The 20,789-nt window shown below is 34.2% G+C and carries 12 protein-coding genes and 2 tRNA genes; 12 read left to right on the forward strand and 2 right to left on the reverse strand.

Annotation, left to right across the window (positions count from 1 at the left end; all coding sequences use genetic code 11):
• Positions 1-3 precede the first annotated feature (3 nt).
• The 4 genes from BMY18_RS06505 to BMY18_RS06520 are packed head-to-tail and all read left to right on the forward strand — an operon-like array spanning position 4 to position 5,061.
• Complete coding sequence (locus tag BMY18_RS06505) at positions 4-1,602, forward strand: aldolase catalytic domain-containing protein (RefSeq protein ID WP_092451810.1); 1,599 nt, start codon at positions 4-6, stop codon at positions 1,600-1,602.
• Between the two features lie 38 nt (positions 1,603-1,640).
• Positions 1,641-2,297: an HAD family hydrolase gene (locus BMY18_RS06510; RefSeq protein ID WP_092451812.1), complete on the forward strand. Its 657-nt coding sequence runs from the start codon at positions 1,641-1,643 to the stop codon at positions 2,295-2,297.
• A 16-nt stretch (positions 2,298-2,313) separates the two neighbouring features.
• The gene (locus BMY18_RS06515; protein WP_092451814.1) at positions 2,314-4,134 is read left to right on the forward strand and encodes a thiamine pyrophosphate-binding protein; all 1,821 of its coding nucleotides are present in this window, start codon (positions 2,314-2,316) and stop codon (positions 4,132-4,134) included.
• A gap of 9 nt (positions 4,135-4,143) precedes the next feature.
• Positions 4,144-5,061 (forward strand): NAD-dependent epimerase/dehydratase family protein, encoded by a 918-nt coding sequence (locus tag BMY18_RS06520; RefSeq protein WP_092451816.1) that lies wholly within the window; start codon positions 4,144-4,146, stop codon positions 5,059-5,061.
• A gap of 90 nt (positions 5,062-5,151) precedes the next feature.
• Here BMY18_RS06520 and BMY18_RS06525 read toward each other — a convergent pair whose 3' ends face one another.
• Positions 5,152-6,219, reverse strand: a complete 1,068-nt coding sequence (locus tag BMY18_RS06525; RefSeq protein ID WP_092451818.1) for a glycosyltransferase — start codon at positions 6,217-6,219, stop codon at positions 5,152-5,154.
• Positions 6,220-6,480: 261 nt separating this feature from the next.
• Between BMY18_RS06525 and BMY18_RS06530 the strand changes: the two genes are divergently transcribed.
• The 5 genes from BMY18_RS06530 (at position 6,481) to BMY18_RS06550 (ending at position 12,725) form a co-directional block, all read left to right on the forward strand.
• A tRNA-Tyr gene (locus BMY18_RS06530) sits at positions 6,481-6,562 on the forward strand.
• A 52-nt stretch (positions 6,563-6,614) separates the two neighbouring features.
• Positions 6,615-6,699, forward strand: a tRNA-Leu gene (locus tag BMY18_RS06535).
• A gap of 149 nt (positions 6,700-6,848) precedes the next feature.
• A complete protein-coding gene (locus tag BMY18_RS06540; protein WP_092451820.1) occupies positions 6,849-7,589 on the forward strand; it encodes a glycosyltransferase in 741 nt (246 codons plus the stop codon).
• Between the two features lie 41 nt (positions 7,590-7,630).
• Complete coding sequence (locus BMY18_RS06545; protein ID WP_092451822.1) at positions 7,631-9,664, forward strand: hypothetical protein; 2,034 nt, start codon at positions 7,631-7,633, stop codon at positions 9,662-9,664.
• Between the two features lie 232 nt (positions 9,665-9,896).
• Positions 9,897-12,725 carry a pectinesterase gene (locus BMY18_RS06550; protein ID WP_092451824.1) on the forward strand — a complete coding sequence of 943 codons (2,829 nt, stop codon included), beginning with the start codon at positions 9,897-9,899 and terminating at the stop codon, positions 12,723-12,725.
• 124 nt (positions 12,726-12,849) lie between these two features.
• Here the strand turns inward: BMY18_RS06550 and BMY18_RS06555 are convergent, their stop codons facing one another.
• Positions 12,850-13,671: an AraC family transcriptional regulator gene (locus BMY18_RS06555; protein WP_092451826.1), complete on the reverse strand. Its 822-nt coding sequence runs from the start codon at positions 13,669-13,671 to the stop codon at positions 12,850-12,852.
• Between the two features lie 230 nt (positions 13,672-13,901).
• On the opposite strand from BMY18_RS06555, the gene BMY18_RS06560 reads away from it, so the two are divergent.
• From BMY18_RS06560 to BMY18_RS06570, 3 genes are all read left to right on the forward strand, one after another.
• Positions 13,902-15,770: a pectate lyase gene (locus BMY18_RS06560; protein WP_170841325.1), complete on the forward strand. Its 1,869-nt coding sequence runs from the start codon at positions 13,902-13,904 to the stop codon at positions 15,768-15,770.
• Between the two features lie 14 nt (positions 15,771-15,784).
• Positions 15,785-18,133, forward strand: coding sequence for a pectate lyase (locus tag BMY18_RS06565; RefSeq protein ID WP_092451830.1), 2,349 nt, complete (start codon positions 15,785-15,787; stop codon positions 18,131-18,133).
• Positions 18,134-18,362: 229 nt separating this feature from the next.
• Positions 18,363-20,696: a type I phosphomannose isomerase catalytic subunit gene (locus BMY18_RS06570; protein WP_092451832.1), complete on the forward strand. Its 2,334-nt coding sequence runs from the start codon at positions 18,363-18,365 to the stop codon at positions 20,694-20,696.
• The last annotated feature ends 93 nt before the right edge of the window (positions 20,697-20,789 follow it).

Here is a 20,789-nt window from a genome sequence, read left to right on the forward strand (position 1 = left end):
GGAATGGGCGTTGTAAAATTATTGGATTGTACACTAAGGGATGGTGGATTTGTAAATGACTGGGAATTTGGACATGATGATATTGTTAATATTTTTGAGAGATTAGTTTCATCAGGTATGGATGTAATAGAAGTTGGATTTATTGACGAAAATCGTAAGTTCGATATGAATAGAACCATAATGCCCGATACAGCATCAATCAATAAAGTATTTGAAGGACTTAATCCTGGTAATGCAATGATAGTCGGAATGATTGATTTTGGAACATGTGCATTGGAAAACATCTCGCCTTGCAGCGAATCTTTCCTTGATGGAATCCGTGTCATTTTCAAGCAGAAACATATACATGAAGCGATTGAGTACTGTAGAATGATTAAGAACAAAGGTTACCAATTGTTTGTGCAGCCAGTATCAATTACAGGATATTCTGATGAAGAAATGCTTGAATTAGTTAACATAGTTAACGAACTTGCTCCATACGCAATGTCAATCGTTGATACTTACGGATTACTTCATAAGAATAATCTGAAACACTATTTTAATCTTATTGATCAAAATCTATCTCCTGAAATTGGAATAGGATATCATTCTCATAATAATTTTCAACTTGGTTATTCAAATGCGATTGAACTTATTACAATTGAAACAGATAGAACTATTACAATAGATGGCTCTGTATATGGCATGGGTAAAGGCGCCGGAAATTCAAATATAGAGCTTTTAGCAATGTATATGAATGATAATTATGGAACTAACTATGACATAAGTCAGATACTTGAATTAATTGATGTAAGTATTATGCAATGGTTCCTAAAATTCCCTTGGGGCTACTCACTTAGATACTATCTTGCAGCTTTAAATGACTGTCATCCAAAATATGTTATGTATCTAACTCAGAAAAGAACACTCTCAATGAAGTCTATCAATGAGATACTTAGCACTATAGAAACAAAGAAAAAGCTTTCATTTGATCAGGACCACATTGATGCGTTATATATGGATTATCAGCAAAAAGAAATTGATGATACAAAATCATTAAAGAAACTTTCTGAGACATTGATTGGCAGACCAATTCTTATTGTTGGACCAGGAACAAGTGCTGATAAATTTAGTGATAAGATTCAGCAGTATGTTGGCGAAAACAAACCAGTTATTATTTCAATCAACTATAATCCAACAAAAGTTGATGCAGACTTTATATTCTTAAGCAATGCGAAAAGATATATCAGACTTGTAAATAGACTGAATTCACCTGACTGTAATGTAAAAGTAATCGCTACTTCAAATGTTACTAGGGTTAATGGAACATTTGACTATACGATTGAGTATAGTTCACTTCTTGACATGGACTGTTCAATTATTGACAATTCATTGGTAATGCTTCTCAAGGTTCTTATAAAGATTGGTGTTAAAGAAGTTAACCTTGCAGGTTTTGATGGTTACACATCAAACGATACGCCTAATTATTTTGATATGGCAATGGAATATGTGTTTACAGATGAACAAGCAAACGATGTAAATAACTATGTTATTAACTTTATTTGTGAAAATAGCAATGAATTGAACGTTAAATTCATTACACCATCATTATATTTCAAATAATATTTTTCAAACTAGAATTTTAAGAGGTAATTACATTTATGGATAAGAATTATGAAATAGCGGTATTTGATGTCGACGGCACGCTTCTTGATACCACAGAAGGCGTGTTGGCGGCCGTAAAATATACGATTGAAAAACACGGATTAGAACAGATAACGGATGAACAACTTCTTACATTTATTGGACCACCAATGCAGGACTCTTTTGCAAAGGTATACGGTATTGATGGTGAACTCGTACAGGAACTTACAACAACCTTCAGAAACAGATATAAAGATTACGAACTTTTCAAAGCAAAACCGTATGATGGAATCTATGAAGTATTTGATGAACTTCAAAAGAAAGGCGTTAAACTTGCTGTTGCTACCTATAAACGTCAGGATTATGCGGAAGCGATTTTGAAACATTTTGGATTTGATAAATATACAAATATTTTATATGGTGCCGATCATCAAAATAAGCTCAAAAAAGTAGATATTATTGAAAAGTGCATGAATGATTTGGGCGTTACAGATTACAGTAATGCAGTTATGATTGGCGACAGTGGCCATGATGCAAATGGTGCAAAATTGATTGGCATGGATTTTATCGGTGTTACTTACGGATTTGATTTCAGAACAAGCGAAGATGTAGCAAAGTACCCTTGTGCGGGCTGCGCTCATACAACATTAGAATTATTAAAATTTTTCAAATAGAATAGAGGTATGACAAATGAAAATTAAAATAGCAAAATATATGGCAGATTTCTTTGTTGAACATGGCGTAACGGATATGTTTACAATAACAGGTGGTGCAGCAATGCACCTTAATGATGCATTTGGTCATAAAGAGGGCTTGCACTGTACTTACAATCATCATGAGCAAGCATGTGCAATTGCAGCTGAAGCTTATACGAGACTCACTAGAAAAATAGCACCTATATGTGTTACAGGTGGTCCTGGTGGAACAAATGCAATTACAGGTGTGTTTGGCGCATGGGCTGATTCGATTCCGATGTTTGTTATATCTGGACAAGCAAAGAGAGAAACAACTGTATGGTCAACAGATGTACCAGTTAGACAGTTAGGTGATCAAGAAGTTGAAATTGTAAAATGCGTTGCACCAATGACAAAATATGCAAAGATGATTACAGAACCAAGTGAAATCAAATATCATCTTGAAAAAGCATGGTATCTTTGCCAAAATGGAAGACCAGGTCCTGTATGGCTTGATATGCCTCTTGATGTTCAAGCTTCAATGGTTGAACTAGATGATCTAAAAGGATTTGACGTAGAAGAATATGCAAAAGAAAATGCTGAAGAGTTTGCAAATGAACATCCAGTATATGACGAAAAAACGACTGAAGTAATTCTTGAAAAGGTTAAGAATGCAAAACGTCCAGTAATATTAGCTGGTACAGGCGTAAGATTATCAGGTGGAGAAAAAGAATTTATTGAATGTATTGAAAAACTTAATATCCCAGTTGTTACAGCTTGGAATGCGCATGATATATTATGGGATGAGCATCCTTTATATTGCGGAAGACCAGGTACTGTAGGAACAAGAGGCGGTAACTTTATTGTTCAGAATAGTGATCTTTTAATTGTACTTGGAAGCAGACTTAATATTAGAATGTCTAGCTACAATTATAAGGATTTTGCAAAAGATGCCTTTAAGATATTTGTTGACATCGATAGAAATGAAATGAATAAACCAACAATCGTTCCAGATATGCCAGTACACGCTGATGTGAAGGAATTTATGAAATCAATTGCAGAAAGTAATTATGCAGCTCAGCCAAAACACGAAGAGTGGTTAAAGTGGAGTAGAGAAATCAATGCAAAATACCCAGCAACATTGCCAAGTTACTATGAGAATAAAGAAAAATTAAATCCATATGTATTTATGACAAAATTATTTCATGAGCTGGAAGAAAATGACAAGGTAATCTGCGGTAATGGTGGAGCATGCGTTATTACATTCCAAGCGGCTGAGATTAAAAAGGGTCAAAGATTATTCACTAATTCAGGTTGTGCAGCTATGGGATATGGTTTTCCTGCAGCAATAGGCGGATGTGTAGCTGAAAAAGGTAAGAGAGTTGTATGTATTGATGGCGACGGTAGTTTCCAGATGAATTTACAGGAACTTCAAACCGTTGTATATAACAATATGAATATGAAATTAATGCTTCTAAATAATAATGGTTATCATTCAATTAGACAGACGCAAAAAAATCTATTCCAGCCACCACTTGTAGGTGTGTGTGATGGAAATGGTCTTAGCTTCCCTGATTGTGAAAAGTTAGCATATGCATATGGAATTCCATATGTAAGAATAGACAGTCAAGATGGAATTGAAGAAAAAATTCAGAGTGTATTGAATTCAGAAGGACCTTGTTTCTGCGAAGTTGTTGTTGATGAAAATCAGAATTTTGAACCAAAACTATCTTCAAAAGTTCTTCCAGATGGTAAGATTGTATCACCTCAGATTGATGATATGTTCCCATTCCTTCCGAAGGAAGAATATGAAGCAAACAAGGCAATCTGCCGCTAGGAGATATTAATGAAAAGAGTTATTATTACAGGTCCAACTGGGACGATTGGTATTGCATTAATTCAGAAGCTAATAAGTGAAAATATTGAAGTAACAGCAGTTTGCCACGTAGGTTCTCAAAGAATTTCAAGAATCCCTCTAAGTCCATTGGTTAAGATTGTGGAATGTTCGTTATCAGAACTAGGTACTTTGCCTAGCTTACTAAATGGACAATATGAAGTATTCTATCACTTTGGATGGGATGGAACTTTTGGAAACAGTCGTAATAACATGCATGGCCAGAATCTAAATGTTAAATATACATTAGACGCCGTTGAAGTTGCTTCATTACTTGGATGTCATACGTTTATAGGAGCTGGATCACAAGCTGAATATGGAAGATTCGAAGGAAAACTGAGTGCACAGACACCTACTAATCCTGAAAATGGATATGGAATCGCAAAGCTATGTGCTGGTCAGATGAGTAGAATATTATGTAGTCAAAAAAACATAAAACATATTTGGACAAGAATTCTTAGCGTATATGGCCCATTTGATGGCGATAAAACAATGGTGATGAGTACAATCGGAAAACTTCTCAACCACGAAAGACCAGAGTTTACAAAAGGTGAGCAGCAATGGGATTATCTATTCTCAGAAGATGTAGCCTTAGCGATGTATTTGCTGGGAGAAAAAGGAATTAGTGGTAAGATATATTGTATCGGTGGAGGCACTGTAAGCCCACTTAGTAAATATATTGAAACTATCAAAGATAATATAGATAAGAATGCAGAGCTTGGCTTAGGCGATGTTCCTTATGGGGAAAAGCAAGTAATGTATCTATGTGCTGATATTACAGATTTGCAAGAAGATGTAGGATTTTCACCTCAGTTCACTTTTGAAGAAGGAATCAGAAAAACGATTGATTGGTATAAACAAAACATGTAAACAAAATATATCAACAAAACATGTAAACAAATATTTAACAACAAGATAAAAATATGTAAATATAAAAGCAATAAAAAAATCACTTACCGACTAATCTCGGTAGGTGATTTTTTTGTTCAAAATAAATTGTACAATTGACACAAATATCATAAGGAAAGCTTTTAACACGAGTAGATTCATTGAATCTTTAAATATAAAAATTATAAACGTAGAAAAACCCATTCCGACAAAGCAAATTGATCCATATGAAACAAATCTTTTAAATAGATTATTGGTCTTCTTAAAATTTAAAAATGTATTAGTAGGAAACGAAAAGGCTAATCCACATAATGCACCGATGATATTAACTTGTTCAGGAGACATAGAAGTGACTTTATATAAAAGGATAAAGATACAATATTCTACAAAAGCTGCTGACAGACCAAATATCCCGTATAGAAAAAGATTCTTGAAAGTAGTACTTGTGGAAAGTCTTATACTTACTAATCTAATTAATGTTTGTACATAACTTATTATGAATGGAATAAGCTTTCGTTTAGATTCTCCAAACATTCTCTGATCAAAAGTAATTGGAACTTCACCAATCTTAAAGTCCTTTCGGTTCATCTTTAACTTTAACAATACTTCCTGAAGAACATCATAGTTTTTGCATTTTAAAGATATGGATTTCAATTGATTTGTATGATACATCCTAAAATCTGTCGAGATATCACTTGCTTTAATGCCAAGGCAGATTCGAAATACTGTGTTAAGAATCTTAGACATTACTATTGATGATTTAGAATCACTAGTATGTCCACCTTTTACATAACGTGAACCAATTGCAAGATCACAATTGGAATTAACAAACATATTATAAATGTCTGGAATATATATTGGATTGTGAGAACCATCACTATCCATAATTAAAAACTTGTCCATGCATGCGTACTTGATACCAGTACGGAAGGCGCCTGCAAATCCAGGTTCTTCTTGATTAATATACTTAGCACCAAATTCTTCACATACTACTTCAGTATTATCTAAAGGTTCTGCTGTATCGATTACTAATATTTCGTATGCTTCTTTTGTCTTTTTTAGATTATCAATAATCTGAGGTAATAAAATCTTAAGATTTTCAGATTCTTTATAGGCTAAAAGAACTATGCTTATTCCCATTGTAAACTCTCTCTTCTGATATATGTATTTCCCGACCCGATATTACATTGTATATGTTTATATAAGTAATGTCAATTATTTTTTTGTGTCTAGATAACATAATGAAAAGAAATAATCATATATAACATAGCAATCTTAATTGCTGATTGTACTGTTTAAAAAATAATATTTTAATTTTCAGCAGATTGAAATCACTTGCCATTTTATTGATGCTATGATATAATCTGAACGGTTAAGTATTAAAAACAATTTATATTTTGCGGATGGATTCCCGAGCGGCCAAAGGGGGCAGACTGTAAATCTGTTGACTACGTCTTCGAAGGTTCGAATCCTTCTCCATCCATTTAGCATAGTATTATATTAGTTACATAGAAAGTAAATAGTAAGTCCAGTAAGCCGGCGTGGCGAAATTGGCAGACGCACAGGACTTAAAATCCTGCGGGAGTTGATCCCATACCGGTTCAAGTCCGGTCGCCGGCACTAAGTAGTTGTAAGGTATTTACCGCATCATCGGTAGATGCCTTTTGTTATATAAAGTGGATGTATATGAATGATTGATTTGTAAGAAGTATAAAAAACTAAAGCATGATTTATAAATTAGTACAAGTAGTTTATTACAGGGGTGCAGAATGGTTGATATAAATGGTAAACTGTCAGTGGTAATGCCGGCATACAATGAAGGTTCATGCATATATGTTAATGTTTTGAAGACAATTGAAATATTACATAAATTTGTTGATAATTTTGAAATCATTGTAGTGAACGATGGGAGTAAGGATAATACAAAGTTAGAAATTCAGCGTGTGATACAATGCGATGATAGAGTTCGTATGGTTTCATCAGAAAGCAATCATGGAAAAGGTGCTGCAATAATTGCTGGTATTTCAGAAACATGTGGAGAATATATTGCATTTGTTGATGCAGATTTGGAGTTGAATCCAGACCAACTAGAGGGATTTTTGATTAAGATGGTTGATGATAAAAAAGATGCGATTATTGGATGTAAATTACATAAGGATTCTGAGATTGAATATCCATTTATAAGAAAATTTATGAGTATGGGGTATTATGTTATGTTATTAATACTTTTTCAGCTAAATGTGAAGGATACTCAAACTGGACTAAAGCTTTTTAAGGCTGAAGCAATTAAACCTGTGGCACATCTGATCAGAACAGCGGGATTTGCATATGACATCGAAATTCTGGCGGCAATTCATAGAAGAGGATATTCTATCGGGCAAATGCCGGTTAAGGTCGTATATGTACGAGAAAAGGGAAGCAGACGAATAAGAATTAAGGATGTATTAAAAGCATTTAATGATACATGGGCGATTTTTTATAGATTAAATTTCAAAAAATATTATGATTAGTAAAAAACGTACTTACTCAATCATTGGAGGAAATTCACAAAATGTTAAAAAATAATAAAATTGAATTTAGTGTAAATGATTATGTGTTAAAAAATGGAATTGTGTATGGAATAGCATTTTTTTGTATGCTGTTAAGTCTTAGGATATATTCATCGGAAAGAATTCATGCCTATATTATAAAAAATATTACAACTTCAAATATAATCCCTTATTTGTGCTTGGTATTAATTTTTATAGCAACTGTAATTGTATGTAATATGATATTGCTAAAGCTAAGTATAGTTCAAAAAATCAATAAGGCAAACCCTATTGTTTCAAAAATAATTGCATTTGGTATCGTTTTGATTAATGTTGCGATGCTATTATATGTATATAAAACTGAGTTAAAAACATATGACTCGCCAGAAGGTTTTCGACTTCAATATCATGTGAATGATACGATCACAATTATATTAATGGTTGGGGTATTTTTCGCAGTGGTATATTTTATTGAAGCTTTAAAAAAAGCATTTTATTCAAAAAAAGAAAGCAGGATAGTTTTTTACATATTTGTTATAGTAATAGCATTTGTTTATGGGTATACCTTGTATACTCCAAATTGTTTATCCACATATGCAAACCTTCATCACGGCGATGCATATTTTAATTCTGTATATCGTGCAATGATGGGGGTTCCTCGCTCATATCTTAATACTGGAATATATGGCTGCTATGCGATTATACTTGCGCCTATCGTTAATTTGCTGGGTGGGACGTTGTCTTCATTTTTCATTGTGATTGGATGCTTAGGTGGGATATCTATTATATGTATGGCTTATGCGATAGATACTTTGACCAAGAATCCAATCATTAAAGTAATCGGTACTGTTGCACTTACAACAACTGTAATGGCGACGCAATGGTCAATTTATCCACAGCTGTATCCACACAGAGTCGTTTTTCCTGCAATATTGATTGCTTATATGGCTTTTGTTTATCGACACAAAAGGGGAGGAATAGGCTGGACAATAGGTGGATATATAGTATGCACAGTAGCAATAATATGGAATACCGAGATTGGAATGGCGTGTTTGGTAGCCTGGATGGCATATGAGCTTTATGATGCATTTGTAAAATATAATGTTATTCAAATATCTCTATATAAAAACATCATTATTCACATATTGGCAGGAATTGGTTCATTCTTTGGAGCAATATTAATCGTTAATGTTGTAAATGTATTAATGGGTGGTGGATTAGTTTCAATACAGGATTTTCTGTTTCCGTTGTTAACGCCTTCGTATATGGAAGATGTATTGATTATTGCGCTTCCTAAGACATTTACTGCATGGTTATTGGTTGTAGGTTTATTCCTTTTTCTACTTGCTCATTGTATTATGAAGACTAAAATTAGTCCCAAACGATTGCCATCAACCACCAAAGACAAGGTGTTTTGCGGTATAGCAGTTCTTGGACTTGGGCAAATCACATATTTTGTTAATAGAGCAACATACGGGAATTTAGGAATTGGACATTATATTTCAATTTTGATTGTTTGTATTATTGCTGACTGGAGTCTTCAAAAATATATTTTAAATGAAGAAAATAACACACATCTTCTTAATAATATTTATCGAGGGTTAGCATATATAACAACCACTGTTTTAATATTAATCACATTGGCTGGCGCATCAAATTATTTCGGCGTAGAGATATATAAAACATTGGTTGATACAAATTATAGAAATACTGATATGGTAGAAAGTTTTACCAAAGAGTTTGAGGAGTCCATTCCTAAGGATACCAAGGCAATTGGTAATGGAGTAGTCGAATTATACAGTTATTTACACTGGGATCCATATTACTATATTATCGATTTTTCAGATATAGGAGTTTTACCAGACGCAGCATATTATATGAATGATGAACTTGCAAAACTGGATGAACCTGTTTTGATAAATGCAGATTCACTCGCAAAGTTGGATGCATTTTCTGAAAATGGCAACAAAGAATTTTATGAAAAAAATGTTCTTTTGAAGACATTTTCCATATATAATCTTGAATTTAGATATTATGTACCAGTAAAAGTAAATTAGTATATTGAGGTTGATGTAAACGGAATAACTATTATTCAGTTTATATCAACTTTTTTTATTAACCTTGATTCGAAAAGAGTATACTTTGTGGTTTATTCTTACTAAGTAAATCTTTAAAATATTATCGTTGGTTTTTCAGTGTAAATAGATTTTCCTTACAGATTTTTAGTATCAAATCCTTCTTTTCATATGTAAAATAAACATATAATAGATTTGAAGGAGGATTATTTACATGAAAAAATTATTGATAGGTATATCGATTTTATTATCGGTTATCACCTTTGGAATCGCGCAACAAAGCGCACCAGTTAAAGCAGCCAATGTTGATGGTTATGTAGCATTAGACAGCTCAAATCCGATTGAATTTGGTGGATCTTATATTGTCTACAATGGACAAACGATTACATTAGGTTCCAAAGCAATATATGTGGATGGCTCATTATCACAGGCAGTAGCAGATTCGTACCCTAATGTATATACAAGTATAACTGCAGCATTAAGTGCAACAGCGCTAACGAATGGGTCGCAAGCAGATCCAATGACTGTATATGTGGCACCATATGTGTATTGGATTGATAATCCTGATGCAACGAACACTGTTGAAAAAACAACCGGCTATGGTGTACCATACGGGATGGTGGTTAATTGTGAATGGTTAAAGATCTGTGGTTTAACAACAAATCCAGATAATGTTATCATTGCAGGTAACAGAGGACAGTCGAATGGATCAAATGGTAATTATACAATGTTTCGCTTTAATGGAAATGGTTTAGATCTAGATAATGTTACAATTGGTAACTATTGTAGCATTGATTTGTCATATACATTAAAACCAGCATTAAATCACGTAAGAAGGACACAAGCAATTACGCAAGCACAGCTTGGTGATGTGAGCGGTGATAAAGTAGTAGCTAATAATTGTAATTTTATTAGTAGATTGAATCTTGATCCTCTTGGAGGAGGTACAAGAACGCTTTATAACAAATGCCATTTTGAAAGCACGGATGATTCGTTGAATGGTAATGCAGTATATTTAGAATGTGATTTTGATTTTTACGGTAATAGACCGTTCTATTCAACTTCAAATACAGGAGCAGTTTTATTAAAGTGTCAGTTCAACTCATTTGTATTAAATGTTGAAGCAGAGCCTGCTCAGTATTTTACAAAAGAAGGCGGACCAGTAACCGTAGTAGATTCTAATTACAGAAGTAACTTTTCAATTCCATTTAGCATTGCTTGGACAAAATATCCACTCAAATCGCTACGCTGTTATCAATATAATATTACACATAATAATAGTAGTATTATAATTGCAGGGGCAAATGCGAAAGAAACTGTTGATATGACAGGAAAATCCGTGCTAGATGCTTATAGAATCGTATATAACGGTACAGTATATTATAATACATATAATCTGCTACGTGGAACCGACAATTGGGATCCAATGAATGTAAAATCTATCGTAGAAGCGGCAGGGATTGCGGATGGAAAAGATTATACAACAGTTCCAACAATGCTTACAGTAAGCACAAGTGCTACATCAATTGAATCAGGAGTTACAACTGCTACGCTTTCAAGCAAAGTTCAAAGATTTGATGGAACACTAGACTCTGCAACTGTTACATTTTCACTTGCAACAGCAGATCAAGCATATGCCACATTGACTAGCAATGGCAATGGTACATATACACTCACGGGAACAAATGTACAGGATGATACAAAGGATGTAACAGTATATGCAACTACATCAGCTGGGCTTGAGGGTGCCACTGCAGTTTCAGTAAAACCAACTATTCTTGCAGCCCCAACATTTACATCAAATCCAGTAATTACAAATGATGGAAGTGGAAAGCTAAAAGTCAACTATACATTAGATTTGCAAGGATGCGCAGATCAATCACTTATTTCATGGTATCGTTGTACAGATGCGAGTGGTGCAAATCCTATATTAGTCGCAGTATCTCGTATGAATCAACCTGAGTATGAATATACATTAACATTAGGCGATATGGGATATTATATTAAGGCTGTAGTGGAGCCAAAGAGTATTAGAAGTAATGCTGGCACTGGTGTTTCAACAGTCTATTCAAATGTTACAAAAGTAGCAGATATTAAAGTAGCATCACTGCAAACAGATTTTAATGATCTCCCAACAATACCTCAACCTAGTATAATTCCTGGATTTTGGACAGTTGATTGTTTCAGACCTGCAGACACTTCAGGCTATAGTTCATGGGGTGGTAATACGTCAATTAATCCATGGGCGTATGGAATCACAGGAAATGGTAGTGCAGGAAGTGGATTATATCAAGCAACTCAAGGATCTAGATTGATGTATACACCAATCACTAAAGTATATGGTGATATGTCACTTAAATTAGTAGTAGATCCAGCGAAAACCGCTGGCCAAGGTTTTGGTAGTGCTAACCAGTATATGGATGTATGTATTAAGTTTGATACTACAACATTAACTGGATATGGACTTCGTATCATTAGAACTACTGCCGCTTCAAATGCTTGCACATTTGTACTTGTAAAATATGAAAACGGCCAAACAACAGAAATATCACAAAGAATCATTTCATCTACTTTTGCAACGGGATGTCAAATCAGTTTGAAGGTAGAGGGAACTAAATTTACAGTACATGTTGAAACACCTACAGCGCAATTAGCTGATCAGACAGCAGCAGGACTTGTTCATAGTGTTGATCTTAGTGCAGATATCGTAGCAAATGATTTCGGTGGTATTGCTATTCAGCATACAGGTACAACAGGAAGTGGTGGATGGCAGAATACAACAATGCTTCACAATCTGACTGTTAATTGGGCTGGAAATGAAGCAATAATAACACCACCAGTAGTTGATGAAATAATTCCTGCAGCTCCTCAAGATGGGGTTGTAGTTAATGAAAGTTCTATCATTAGTTCAACGACAACACAGACTGGAGATACGACTAGGATTAATGGCTTTGTAATTGCACTTATAATAGCAGTAGTAGCTGGAGTTGGAGTTGATTGTTTAGAAATTATAGCAAAAAAACGTAAATCAAAAGTGAAATAGAATTTAAAATAAGATTTTTAGTGAAGATGAAAGGCAGTTATAATCATTTGATTGATTATAACTGCCTTTTAATTGGCTATGAAATTCAAAGTTGGTAAGTAGATAATGTGTAAACTAGCAAAAATTAAATACGTTTTCGAAAATTATTAGGTGAAACGCCAGTAAATTTTTTAAATGAATCACCAAAGAAGTTACTATCATTAAATCCACATAAATCAGAAATATCAGTTATTGATTTATCAGTATTTAATAAATAGTTCTCAGCAGCTTTCATTCGAACACCAATCAAATACTCTTTAAAACGAAATCCGGAGAATGTTTTAAACTTTTTGGAAAGGCTCGATTCGCTCATCCCAAATTCAATTGCAACGTCGGCAAGGGAGATATTATTATAATAATACTTACATATATAATCAATTACACTTTGTATTACAAGATTAGACACATTTAACTTTTGAACGATACTATCACTATACTTATCGCAACGCATAATAAATAAAAGCAATTCGTAGAAATAAGCTTTTGCCATTGCAGTTGACATTTCATCGACGCCATTTAGTTCATAGTTAATCTGTTCAAGTAGATTGTTAATATAGGAAACTCTTTTTGCGGGTATCTTAATCACTTTTTCCTTAAAAATAAGGTCAATATTGTCTTGACCCAATTCTTTTAAAAACCAATTCATTTCCAAATTAGGAAAATAAACGAGGACTCTTTCGTGATAATTAGGAGAAAGATAAGTGGTTTTATGTAAGCATCCGTCAGGAATCATTATAAATGTGCCGGCGGATATTCTATAGATATCGTTATCGATTTGAACGGTACATTCACCTTCTTGAAGAAAGAAAAATTCATTTACTTGATGAAAATGCAAATTCTTCATTGCGTAGGAGGGACCGTGTCGACTTCTTTCGGTTGAAAATTCTTTTGGAATTTTTGTTAACATAAAAACCTCCCGATTAAGAAAATAATGGCTTTATTTCAATATAGAATTATAAATACAATGTAACTTAATACGTTGCGGCTTATTGTAAATACTTTTATAAAACATTATACCATAATATATGTAATATTTCAATTATTTTACTGTTAATCAGTAGTATATCTTTGTACGCTAATATATTATAGTGAAAGTGTATTGTGCACAAATAAAACAATATGAGAGGTGTTGCATTTATGAAAAGTACTAAAAAATCATTAGTGGTTTTAGGGATTTGTACCACAATGGCAATCGGAACCTTAGTGGGTTTCTCAGGAAAGTTGCTCCCTGTTACTCAGGCATATGGCGAGAGTTCAACAGATGCGCAGGTAGTGCAAGTCAGTGATTTGGTCATTAAATTTTTAGGAGTACCAGAATACGAACCCAATCGTTACACTAAGAGCAGTGGAGGTAAATGGGCCCCTGAGGAATTGGAAAAAGGTCTTTTAATTAAGGCTGATATGAAATTAGGCGAAGGAAATCCAGAAGGAATGATGGCACCATTAAAACATTCATTTGCAGATATTACGGCAATAGTCAATGCTGTTCAGGCAACTGGAAAGATTACAATTACTTATAACGGATTAACATTAGATATGGAGCAAGGTAGCAATACTGCTATATTAAATGATGGAACAACAACGAAAAAACTTACAATGAATGGTGCAGTCACACCATATTTTAAAGCAATAGAGGGTGAAAAAAGTGAAGATGGAAGCCAGTATTATGCATGCTATCTCCCAGTAAAATTCACCGCTGAGGCGCTTGGTGGAAATGTAGTATGGAATCAGCAGATGCACAGAATGGAAATGGGATTTGCATTTTATTACACAGATGCAGCCATTGCACCAGTGCTTAATGACAAAGGTGATTATACAACGGCTGGAATGGAAGGCGACGGAAACGGCTACTCGAAATTAGCTGGTAAATTAACGGCTTCAGGTATAGCAGATATGATGAAAGCAGCAGTAACAGTGGTTGACCCAGTTTACCAGAATGCAGATGGTGGTTGGGGAAAGACAAATGTAAAATATGATTTGTTAAATGATACATTTACAACATTATGCAAACACGCATATTCAACATTTGATAATGGATCAACATATGGTCAAATTAAATTCTTATCAAGGATAATCAGACTTTCAAAAGAAAATCCTACGTTATTTGTAGGATATGAAACTCAGTTGTCAACTGTAGAAACAGGATTTTGGAAAGGCGTTAAATATATGCTTAATGCACAAAATGCCTTGGGCGGATGGCCACAGTATTATCCATATGGTGTAGGATACTTTAAAAATATTACACTGAATGATAATGCAATGCAAAATGTAATGTTTGTTATAAGTGGACTGACTTATGATTCAGGGTTGGCAACAGATGGCGCAATATCAAACTTGTATCTTGATTTTGCATGGGCAAGAGCAGATATTGCAGCACAGACTAACCCAAAAGTAACTTCACTCGGAATTACAAGTGCAGCATTTCAGACGTGTTGGGATAATGCATTGAAATTCATAGTTGATGCTCAGATTAAAGTTGGAAATGTAACGACCGGGTGGTCTCAACAGTATACACCTATAACTGGAAAACCAACAGGTGGAAGGGCTTTTGAAATCCCAGCAATTACACCAAATGAAAGTCTACAGGTGGTAAAGGTTTTGCAAAATATCAAAAACCCATCGCCAGAAGTCAGAAATGCAATCAAGAGCTATACTGATTGGATTCAGACAGTTGGCTTTACGGGATATACAGTAGTTACAATAAGTGATCGAACTCGTGAACTTGCAAAGGATGCTTTACTCATAAAAGATCCAACTGCAACTGGGAAGCTGTTCTGTAGATTTTACGGCCTTGATACAACAGGCGAATATTATGGGATTGATGCAGCAGGAAAACTTACGACAAGTGCATTTTATGAAGTGTTTGCAGGACGTAATGGAATAGCACAGTTTACAATGAACAACGGAATGAGTGAAAGACGTATCGGCTATTCATATCTTTCTGGCGGAGCAGATACAAATACGAAGAAATTATACGATACATGGCTAAGCGTAGTTGACAAATAGGAGGTAGAAAACAGATGAATAGAATATTAAAAAAAGTGTTAGTGGGAATTTTAACCGCTTCAATGCTAGTGACTGTAGCTCCTGTGGTTAGCCAGGCAACTACTATTACAAAAGGTCGTTTTGATTTTTCACAAATGACAGTCAGAAGGGTTTGGTTCAATACAAATGATCCCGTATTTCTGATTGATAATTATAACAGAGTATGGCTTGATGAAAATGTCAATGTTCTAGCAACAGGCAACTATGCAACAATTACTTCTGCAGGCGATTTAATGGCCCCAATGAAGGAGATGTTTAAGCAGATTGGTGTTGATTACAGCGAATCAGGAAATGATATCACAATTACAATGAATGGTGAAACACTAAGACTTACAATCGGTTCTAATGATGTAGTGTTTAATGGAAATACTCTCATTGATGCATTATCAGCTGCACAGATTCCAAAGAGCGTGAATGCTAAAACAGAATATGCAGCAGCTAATACGTTCCTTACACAAGATTACTATGTTACATATCTTCCAGTAGCATATATATTGAATAAATTTGGAGCTGATATTTATTTGGATTCAAATATAAAGAGCTTTTATGCAGCAATACCTGTAATCAATACAAGTGTTACACCAAGTTATTCAACTGCAGCACAGGGTTATGGAAGCAGATATGACGGACTTCTTTTAGAAACATTAACATCTGATACAGCAATTGCAGATAATATCGTCGCATTACAAAATGCTGATGGCGGTTTTGCGTCACTTCCAAGCAATATGGATATGACTCAGTCAGACATTGTTAATAAATTAGGTTCACTTAGAGATACATCAACACTTATTGATGGTGCAACAACAGCAGAACTTAAATATCTTGCAAAGTACATAACAGAAACAAATCCTGCAGATTCGAAATATCAGGATGTATTTAAAAAAGGAATTCAATTTCTTACAGATAACCAACATGCAACAGGCGCATGGCAGATGTCACCAACAGCAGCAGTAGGTTTTAATGGTAATTTGGAAGTTGGAAATGGTTCTACTATAGCAGTGCTAGGACTACTTAGTGATGTAGCGGTCTTAAATAACCAAAACTATGTGTTTGCGAGAAAAATTGTAAACGTTGACATAGTGAAGGCAGCAGTGCTAAAAGGAAATGATTTCCTTATATCAACACAGATGTCCAATGATGGTGTGAAGGCAGGATGGGCTTCACAGTACAAGGCAGATGGGACTGTAACTATGGGACGTACTTATGAAAGAGAATCAGTAAGCTCATTTACAACAAAAGCAGTTGCGCAGTACCTGATGACAATTCATGATCCTTCAGTACTGGTTCAGGAGGCTATCAACACCTCAGTTACATGGCTAAACTCAGTGAAAATTGTGGGTAAAGAAGTAAAATCAGTTGCAGATACATCTATGAACAATGGATTTGATGTATACCTTGTAGATGGCGCTGGCACATGGGCTTCTAATTATGCATATGATGCGGCAACAAAATTATACAAACCATTATATTCAGATGTTGATCCATCACGTGCGAATCAACCATACGTCAATATGTATGAATTAAAAGGTATAAATACGACTAATGACTTAATTTTATACGCAACACGTACAACAATTTCATATTACGATAATGATCTTGCAGTGGAGCTAAGTGGAAGCGAATTTACAAATTGGAAATCATATCTATCTAACGGGTTCCCTGCAATTCCTACAGATCCAAATGTTGGCGATAATACAGGAACTGGAAGTAATCCAGTTATTACTGTTCCAGCGGGTCAAGTAGTAGATTCTTCAGTCTTTGAAACAATTAAGGCCAATGGATCAACTGTTCAGATTAATGTAACAGATCCTAATGGAAATATTATTGCTTCATGGGCGTTTGATGGTAATACGATCAATAGCTTTACTCCAGTTGCACTTGGAGTAGTTATAAATGCAACATCAACAAATGCGCAAAAATTAATTGATAAAGCGAATGTTGCAAATAAATCAGTCGTTATACATTTTGATTATTCAGGAGAACTACCAGGACCTGCAAAAGTCAAAGTGAATGTACAGGATAAATTTGCAAATGGTACACAGGTAAAATTATACTATTTTAATGAAAGTAGTGGAAAGCTAGAATTCCAAAACCAGATCATTACAGTTGCAGATGGTTCTGCTGAATTTACAATTACGCATTGTTCAGATTATGTATTATCAGATGTTTCTTTAGGTGATACATTGGATAATGTCAAATTACCTCAAACAGGAGATCATACTAATATTTGGTTATATATTATAATTGGAGTAGGTGCTTTGTGCATGGTAGGCGGATTATTTGTGTATAACGGAATGAAAAAAAAAACAACAACTGATAAATAAAAGAGTAAATGGAAAAGTAGAAAAAAATAAATAAAAAGTGGATTATAACCCAATGATAAAAGGCCGTCAGAATGTTGACGGCCTTTTATTTTGGGACTACTATTGCAGGCAAATAATTTGCATAATAAATATGAATATGTTATATTTACCTATATATGGGGATGAAATTACTAAATTAAAAGCATTCGATTCTTGATTTTCATATTGAGAATTAATAAGGAGAAACAAAATGAAGTGTCTTATTTTAGCTGGAGGAAGTGGAGATTGTTTATGGCCATTATCTAGAAAAAATTATCCAAAGCAATTTATGAATATAAAAGAAGGACGATCTCTTTTACAAGAAACAATTGTAAGAAATATGCCTTTTTGCGATGAATTTTTAATAGTTACAAATGAAAAGTATATAAATATCGTTGAAGGTCAGATGAAGGTATTCCAAAGTTTAAGATATAGAGTTTTATTAGAGGGTAACCCCAGAGGAACCGCAACTGCTATTGCTTTAGGCTGTATGTTTTGCAATCAGTCTGAACTTGTGTTTGTAGTATCTTCAGATAATCTTATCGAGGGAAAAGAATATCAAGAAGCAATACTTACGGCAAAAGAAATGGCTAAAAAAGGTGAAATCGTTTTATTTGGAGTTAAACCCGAAAAGCCATCTACTTCATATGGATATATTAAACATAATGGACAAGATATCCTTGATTTTATTGAAAAAGCGAATTACAATGAAGCAAAAAAATATACTTACGAGGAAGGCTACTTATGGAATAGTGGACTTTTTCTCTGCCGTGCAGGTGATTTTTTAAATGTACTTAGAGAAAACGCACCGGAAATATTCCAAAATTGTATTGCAGCAAGAAAAAAAGTATCAGCGATCAGATTAAGTATTAGATTCGACTATGATATTATGTCAAAAATCCCTAAACAGAGTGTTGAAAGTGCTGTTTTGGAGAAGAAAGATAAGACAAAGGTAATCGAAATTGGATTTCAATGGCAGGATGTTGGTAATGTATGTGATTTGGAAGAAATAAAAAATGAAACTGATTTAGAAGAAGTTATAATAAATGAATGTAAGAATGTATCAGTGATTAACAGATCTCAGAGACAACTCGTTGTTGCTAATGATTTAAAAGACATTGTTGTTGTTAATACAGACGATGCAGTATATGTATCAAATAAACAATCTATAGAAAATATTAAGGATATAATTAAAGAAAACCATGATAAGTACTCCCAATTTTTTGATTATAATAGATTATCTTATAGAGAATGGGGAGTTCATGAGCTACTAACTTATTCTGATTCATACAAAGTTAAAAAAGTAACTGTATTTCCTGGAATGAGTATGAATCTTCATCAACATGAATTTAGAAGTGAACATTGGTCTGTAGTTGAAGGTGTGGCAACAATCACACTAGGTCACCAAGAAAGAGAATATCATAAATATGAAAGTGTCTTTGTTCCAATAGGAATGGAGCATAAGGTTGCTAACAATACAGATGAAGATGTTGTAATTATTGAAGTTGGTATTGGTGAACAGTTAATGGAATCTGATATGGTCAAGATATATGGACATGGAAAAGGCTATAATAAAAACAACGAAGCATCACTCGTAAAACTTGATCCAGCATTTAAAGATAATCTTTGGGGTGGCACTAAGTTAAGAACCGTGTTTGGCAAGAAGTGTGACTACGATGTGATCGGTGAAAGCTGGGAGTTATCAGCACATCCAGATGGACAAAGTCGTATAGCCTCAGGCAAATATAAAGGCTTGCTATTTAATGAATACCTCCAGCTGATTGGTAAAGAACAATTAGGATGGAAATGCCAGGCTTTAGACAGGTTTCCAATACTAATAAAATTTATTGATGCCAAGCAACCTTTGTCTGTGCAGATTCATCCAGATGATGAGTATGCCCTTGAGAATGAGGGCGAGTATGGAAAAAATGAGATGTGGTATATTCTTGATTGCGAAGAAGGAGCTGTTCTTTATTGCGGTTTGTCCAAAGAAGTAAGTAAAAAAGAGATTAGCGAGCGAATTGCAAATAATACGATAACTGAAGTCTTAAACGAGATTAAAGTTAAAAGAGGTGATTGCGTTTTTGTGAAAGCAGGAACAATTCACGCAATTGGAGCGGGTATTCTTATATGTGAAATTCAACAAAACTCAAATAGTACGTATCGATTATATGATTACGACAGAAGAGATAAATTTGGAAACACTAGAGAACTTCATTTAAAGAAAGCGCTTGATGTGGTAGATATTGAGCCATACGTTAAGGATGACAGTAGTGAATTAATTGTTAGTAACGAGAATTATCAGCAAGAACTACTTGTACAGTGCAAATATTTTGAATGCTTTAAGTATGATGTATTAAGTGAAGTGAAAATTTCGGTAGATGAGACTTCATTTGTTTCGGTAATTATTCTTTCAGGTAATGGAACGATTACGGTAGAAGATACGACACTTCAGTATAAGCCAGGTGATAGTTTTTTTGTACATGCGGGCAAGAAGAATATTATTATCAGGGGGCAATGTTCTTGCATTGTAACGCATGTATAATGTTAACACATAACAAATGTAGTAGAGCCAATCCTAGGAAGACATACCCACCATTGATAGGCATATTGCTTGCTAATATTTTATACTAAAATA

This window comes from [Clostridium] fimetarium (assembly GCF_900111235.1).
GTDB classification, from domain to species: Bacteria; Bacillota; Clostridia; order Lachnospirales; family Lachnospiraceae; genus Clostridium_N; species Clostridium_N fimetarium.